The organism is Gilliamella sp. Nev3-1, assembly GCF_001690435.1.
Lineage (GTDB): Bacteria > Pseudomonadota > Gammaproteobacteria > Enterobacterales > Orbaceae > Gilliamella > Gilliamella apicola_C.
The window spans coordinates 1-5062 of the sequence record NZ_LZHN01000090.1 but is presented as its reverse complement, the minus strand read 5'-3'; the positions used below and the strand labels follow the sequence as shown (position 1 = coordinate 5062).

General features: G+C 33.4%; 7 protein-coding genes and 4 pseudogenes. 4 read left to right on the top strand and 7 right to left on the bottom strand.

The genetic code is table 11. The features are described from left to right. A pseudogene (locus tag A9G40_RS15145) lies at positions 1-964 on the top strand (hypothetical protein); the annotation flags it as partial. A 108-nt stretch (positions 965-1072) separates the two neighbouring features. Here the strand turns inward: A9G40_RS15145 and A9G40_RS15390 are convergent. From A9G40_RS15390 to A9G40_RS14485, 4 genes are all read right to left on the bottom strand, one after another. Continuing rightward, positions 1073-1267: a hypothetical protein gene (locus tag A9G40_RS15390; protein ID WP_218058040.1), complete on the bottom strand. Its 195-nt coding sequence runs from the start codon at positions 1265-1267 to the stop codon at positions 1073-1075. Between the two features lie 18 nt (positions 1268-1285). Beyond that, positions 1286-1408: a hypothetical protein gene (locus A9G40_RS15630; protein WP_255307329.1), complete on the bottom strand. Its 123-nt coding sequence runs from the start codon at positions 1406-1408 to the stop codon at positions 1286-1288. Between the two features lie 3 nt (positions 1409-1411). Next, the gene (locus A9G40_RS14025; protein WP_141675282.1) at positions 1412-1747 is read right to left on the bottom strand and encodes a hypothetical protein; all 336 of its coding nucleotides are present in this window, start codon (positions 1745-1747) and stop codon (positions 1412-1414) included. Positions 1748-1902: 155 nt separating this feature from the next. Continuing rightward, on the bottom strand, positions 1903-2145 hold the full coding sequence (locus tag A9G40_RS14485; protein WP_081302281.1) for an RHS repeat domain-containing protein: 243 nt from the start codon (positions 2143-2145) through the stop codon (positions 1903-1905). 155 nt (positions 2146-2300) lie between these two features. Here A9G40_RS14485 and A9G40_RS15625 point away from each other — a divergent pair. After that, positions 2301-2818, top strand: a pseudogene (locus A9G40_RS15625) (transposase); the annotation flags it as partial. A 40-nt stretch (positions 2819-2858) separates the two neighbouring features. Here the strand turns inward: A9G40_RS15625 and A9G40_RS15955 are convergent. The 3 genes and pseudogenes from A9G40_RS15955 to A9G40_RS14010 all read right to left on the bottom strand — a co-directional run. Then, positions 2859-3140, bottom strand: a pseudogene (locus tag A9G40_RS15955) (integrase core domain-containing protein); the annotation flags it as partial. Between the two features lie 25 nt (positions 3141-3165). Next, a pseudogene (locus A9G40_RS15950) lies at positions 3166-3420 on the bottom strand (transposase); the annotation flags it as partial. 169 nt (positions 3421-3589) lie between these two features. Further along, entirely contained in the window at positions 3590-4252 is a 663-nt protein-coding gene (locus A9G40_RS14010; RefSeq protein WP_065583524.1) for a hypothetical protein, read from the bottom strand. A gap of 123 nt (positions 4253-4375) precedes the next feature. Between A9G40_RS14010 and A9G40_RS14005 the strand changes: the two genes are divergently transcribed. Both A9G40_RS14005 and A9G40_RS14000 read left to right on the top strand, forming a co-directional pair. Further along, on the top strand, positions 4376-4633 hold the full coding sequence (locus A9G40_RS14005; protein ID WP_176700436.1) for a transposase: 258 nt from the start codon (positions 4376-4378) through the stop codon (positions 4631-4633). Continuing rightward, positions 4633-5062: IS3 family transposase (locus tag A9G40_RS14000; protein ID WP_141675181.1), on the top strand; the 430-nt coding region annotated here is incomplete at its 3' end. The genes A9G40_RS14005 and A9G40_RS14000, both read left to right, overlap by 1 nt.

Below are 5062 nucleotides of genomic sequence, written 5' to 3'. Positions count from 1 at the left end.
TAACAGTGGTAATCAATCTGGAACAGGAATAGTTCAAGATGCAACACCAAAACCTATTGAAAATTACATGCTATTTGAATCTCCTTATTTTGCAATGCGCCAATTATCAAATCATGATGTTGATAACGAATCGGGATATATGATTTTAGTTTCTGCTCAGCCAACTTCACAATCAATTAACTATTTATTACAAACTGCAACTGAAGGTGTTGACTTTACAATTAGAGGAACAGGCGATTTTACGCCAAGTGCGGTATTAATCAGTAAACGTCAGTTAAGTAAAGTAGATACACAATTAAACGTGATTTTTAACAAAAATATGACAGATGTTTCAATTGGTAGTGCAGCTATTATTGGTAATGAAATTGTTCGAATTGATGCATTTGATGAGTTAAATGGCACCATAACAATAGCAAGGGGATGTGCAGACACATTACCACAAACACACAGTAAAGATTCGTTTATCTGGTTTTTTGATAGTTTATTCGAAACGGATGGTATCGAATATTTAAAAGGTGAAGTTGTTTATGTTCAACAGTTAACACAAACTAATGCAGGAACACTCAGTGCAAATAAAGCCCCCATTCGAGCACTAAAATTTAACGCAAGAGCCGCACGACCATATCCACCTGCTAATTTACAAATAAATGGAGTTATTACAGAGACAATAATATTAAAAGAACAAGAAACAATAGTATTAACATGGTTACATCGAAACAAAGAAATACAACAAGACAATCTCATTGCATATAATGAAGGCAATATTGATAAACCAGAAACCGTTGAATATCATATTGAATATTATTTAGCTAGTGAACTAAAGAAAACAGCAGTAACAAATGAAAATTCTCACGAACTAGAAATTAATGAAACGGAACGTTTTGATGAAATTAGGCTCTACGCATACGACACAAAATCCGAGTTAGAAAGTTTACAGCAGTATAAATTACAAATTAAAGATTAATATTTGTAATTTGTTTTCATATGATGAAAAATACAAAATAGTTAATTATCACTTAATTTGAGCGTGATTTATCACGCTCGGCATCATCAAAAATAGTTTTATTTAACGTTATGATAATTGACTAATGTTATAATTATTTTTAGCAATTATTTTTAATAATGCTCTATCAGACCATGCCCCATAAAAATTAAAACATAGATAATCCTTTGGGTTTTCATTGTCAAAATATTCCATGGTGTATCTTTTAAAATTGTCTTCTACAACTATATCTAAATGGAAAAGTTCTTCATATTCAGCACTCATAGATTGAAATGATAAAACTTATTTAAAAGTAATTAACCATCTTTGCTCTTTCCAATCTTGAATAAACAACTTTAAACCTTGCAAACTTGCATTAAAACTTATAATTTTTCCATCTGATATATTAATTTCGTTTAATAACATAATTTATTTTCCTGGATGTTTTTCGCCTGGAAGGAAACTTGTACCATGATTAGGTCTATAATCTTCAGGCTTACCTTTCTGAATAGCATTTTGTCGTTTAGCCTGATTCCAAGTTAAATTATTAGGTTTAATATCTATATGATAATGTTCACCATGGTGGTGAGGATTAAAAATTCCGCTATCACTAGGAAGGCTTTCATAACGAATCCTTGTATTGCTGTTAGGTTCCCAAACCATACGAGTAGTTTCATGTTGTGTTGTAGTTACTTTTGGTTCAATTCCTAATATTTTACTTAGATCATTTGGATTTTTAGGAAAATAAGTTACCACGTGTGTCATTTCCTTCTCTGCAATCCCCTCAACCCCATTATTTTCAACCCTAACGAATCTATCCAATTTATCGGATCACCATTGACATATTGATAACTATTTAATCCACCCAGTATGCCAAGTTTTGTTGATATATCTGCCGATAAATGATTAGTAACAACAGTTTAGGTTGTAATGTAATCTGGATTATTCGTATCATCCTGATACGAATACAGAAATTCGGTAGTTTTCCCATCCACGGTTTTACTAGTACGGCGATTAAAAGCATCATAAGTATAGGTGATAATTAGCCCTGTCGGTTTAATGACTTTGATGAGTCGATGTCGACAATCGTATTCATAGTGGGTAACAAGGCTGTGGTCTTTTCCGATCTTTTCAGCAATCAGGTTACCAAAGCAGCCATACACAAAGTGTTTATCACCAAAAAACGTTAGGCTTTATCATAATATTAACACTAATGACATCACAGTAAATGGTTAGTTGACACAATAATGATTTAAATCAAGAGTGTTCAATATTCTGTGTCATTTCAGTAAACTATGTAGCAAAAAGGAAATGACACCTGTCCCAAGAATTTGATTTTGAAAAAGCATTAATGTTATTACAAAATGACCAGCCGTTAACGGGTAAAGAGGGCATTTTAACGCTTTTAATTAAACATCTCACCGAAGCGGCGTTATCTACTGAGTTAGATTCTCATTTAGCCAATGATATTCCCCCTAATCGACGCAACGGTCAAAGTTCAAAGGCAATAAAAAAACACATCGGGCAGTTTCGAACTTGATGCACCAAGAGATAGGAATGGTTTATTTGAACCTCAACTCATCAAAAAAAATCAGACAACATTAAGCGATGAAATTGAACAAAAAATTCTGAGTATGTATGCGCTGGGGGTGAGCTATAAAGACATTAGCTAGCATATTGAAGAGATTTATGCTTTTCGTGTTTCTCCTGTAACCTTAACCGCCATTACAGATAAAACTCATTCCCGAATTGCGATGATGGCAACAACGACCACTAGCGTCGGTTTATCTGTTTGTTTGGATGGATGCAATCCATTATAAAGTAAAAGAAAATGGGTGTAAATACCCCAAACTTAGTACACAACTCACGTAGAAAATCATGCTGCTTGTTTTAGTGTTTTATACTCAATCGGTGTCATGTTATTTAATGCCTCATGCGGTCTTTCGGTGTTATAAATCGTTAACCATTCTTCAGTTATTCTCCTTGCTTGCGCTAAGTTGTTAAAAAGATATAAATCGAGTACTTCAGTACGATAGGTACGATTAAATCGTTCAATATAGCCATTTTGATAAGGGCTACCGGGCTGGATATAATCAATGGTTATACCATGTAATTTAGCCCAGTTGGTGAAGGTTTTTCCTGTAAATTCAGGTCCATTTTACGTGCTTTTGTGGGCACTAAAGTTTTTTTATGATTTCTTCCTGGAGCTGTGATTTTAAACTTAGCTCAGCAAACATCTGCTTAAGCTTGCGGTTTTCAGCCTCCAGCTCTTTTAAGCGTTTGATATCCGACGTTTCCATTCCGCCGTATTTTTCTCGCCATTTATAGAAAGTTGAATTACCCATACCCTATTTACGGCATAGTTCTTTAACAGGAATACCTGCTTCAGCTTCTTTTAAAATAGCTACGATTTGATGTTCAGTCATTTTTTTCATCATTGAATCCTCTTTTACTTTTATCATAGAGAATTTTCTACTTTTTTGCTGTACTATTTTAGGGGGTAGTTACACATAAAATATATAAATACTAATTTTTAACTTTTTATTTGCAAAAGAAATAGTGATAACCCTTTACTTATGTGTCCAGAATGGATAAATCAATATTTGATTAAAATAAACAACGAAATAAAAATAAAATAACAATCAAACAAATAACAATAGCCCATAGATGATCTTTAAAAAAACTACTTTGATATTGTTTAGGTTTGTGATTAGGCGTTGGTAACTTCAAAGTTCCAGGAAAATTGTGCTGTCCTCCTTGCTGTATCTTTATTTTTTCTGCTATTTGTTGGTTTTTACTTAATAATGTTGATGGTTTTATAGTTGAATATTGTGACGTTTTGCTTATAGTAATTCTATTTTGTGGCCCAACCTTATCAATATTATTGTTTAAAATATTTTTAATAATTTCATTATTTTTAGACACTAATGGCTGTTGTCTTGTATAATAATTAATCCTATTAATAAACTCACAACAATCCAATCTCCTTTTGAACTCATCATGAGAGATAATTGTTAGCTGGTCATTTTTTGTAATAGTTATGGAAAGATGTGAATATCTATGTTTAGAACTAATATAAGGAGGTTCCATCAATCCTTTAACACTTATGTATTTTCCTAACCATATATCATTAGGTTTCATAATTGATAGATTTAGATTTAATGCATCTAAACCTTCTTTCCATATATTTACTTTGAATGCTTTACCTCGCCAGTCATTAAAATTAAGAAAAATATATGGTAATTTCCTTTCAGTCCATCCGATCTTCACTTCGGTAACTTTTCCTATAACTTCAACTTGACTACCAATGTATTTTTCATGTAACTATCCCCTAAAATAGTACAGCCAAAAAGTAGAAAATTCTCTATGATAAAAGTAAAAGAGGATTTAATTATGAAAAAAATGACTGAACATCAAATCGTCGCTATTTTAAAAGAAGCTGAAGCAGGTATTCCTGTCAAGGAACTCTGTCGCAAATATGGCATGGGTAATTCAACTTTCTATAAGTGGCGAGAAAAATACGGCGGTATGGAAACGTCGGATATTAAACGCTTAAAGGAGCTGGAGGCTGAAAACTGCAAGCTTAAGCAGATGTTTGCCGAACTGAGCTTAAAATCCCAGCTTCAGGAAGAAATCATAAAAAAGCTTTAGTGCCAACAGGGGCACGTAAAACGTGGGCACAGCAACTACAACAAAATCATTCAGTTACTATTGCTATGAGTTGTGCCATTGTTGGTTTAAGCCGTTGTGCTTACTATTATCAAGCTAAGTTACAGGATGATTCGGTGATTGTTTCGGTGTTGAATGCTATCACAGACCGGCATTTACGCTGGGGCTTTCCTAAATGTTTTAATCGTATCAGAAAGCTCGGCTATCAATGGAATCATAAACGGGTATATCGGGTGTATTGTGAATTAAAGCTTAATCTCAGGGTAAAGCGTAAAAAACGCATTCCTCCACGATGCCCGGAAAGGTTATTAGCCCCCAATAAACAAGGTGAATGTTGGTCAATGGATTTTATGAGTGACAGTAGTCGTAATCAACGTCGCTTTAGGACATTCAATGTCATCGATGACTTTA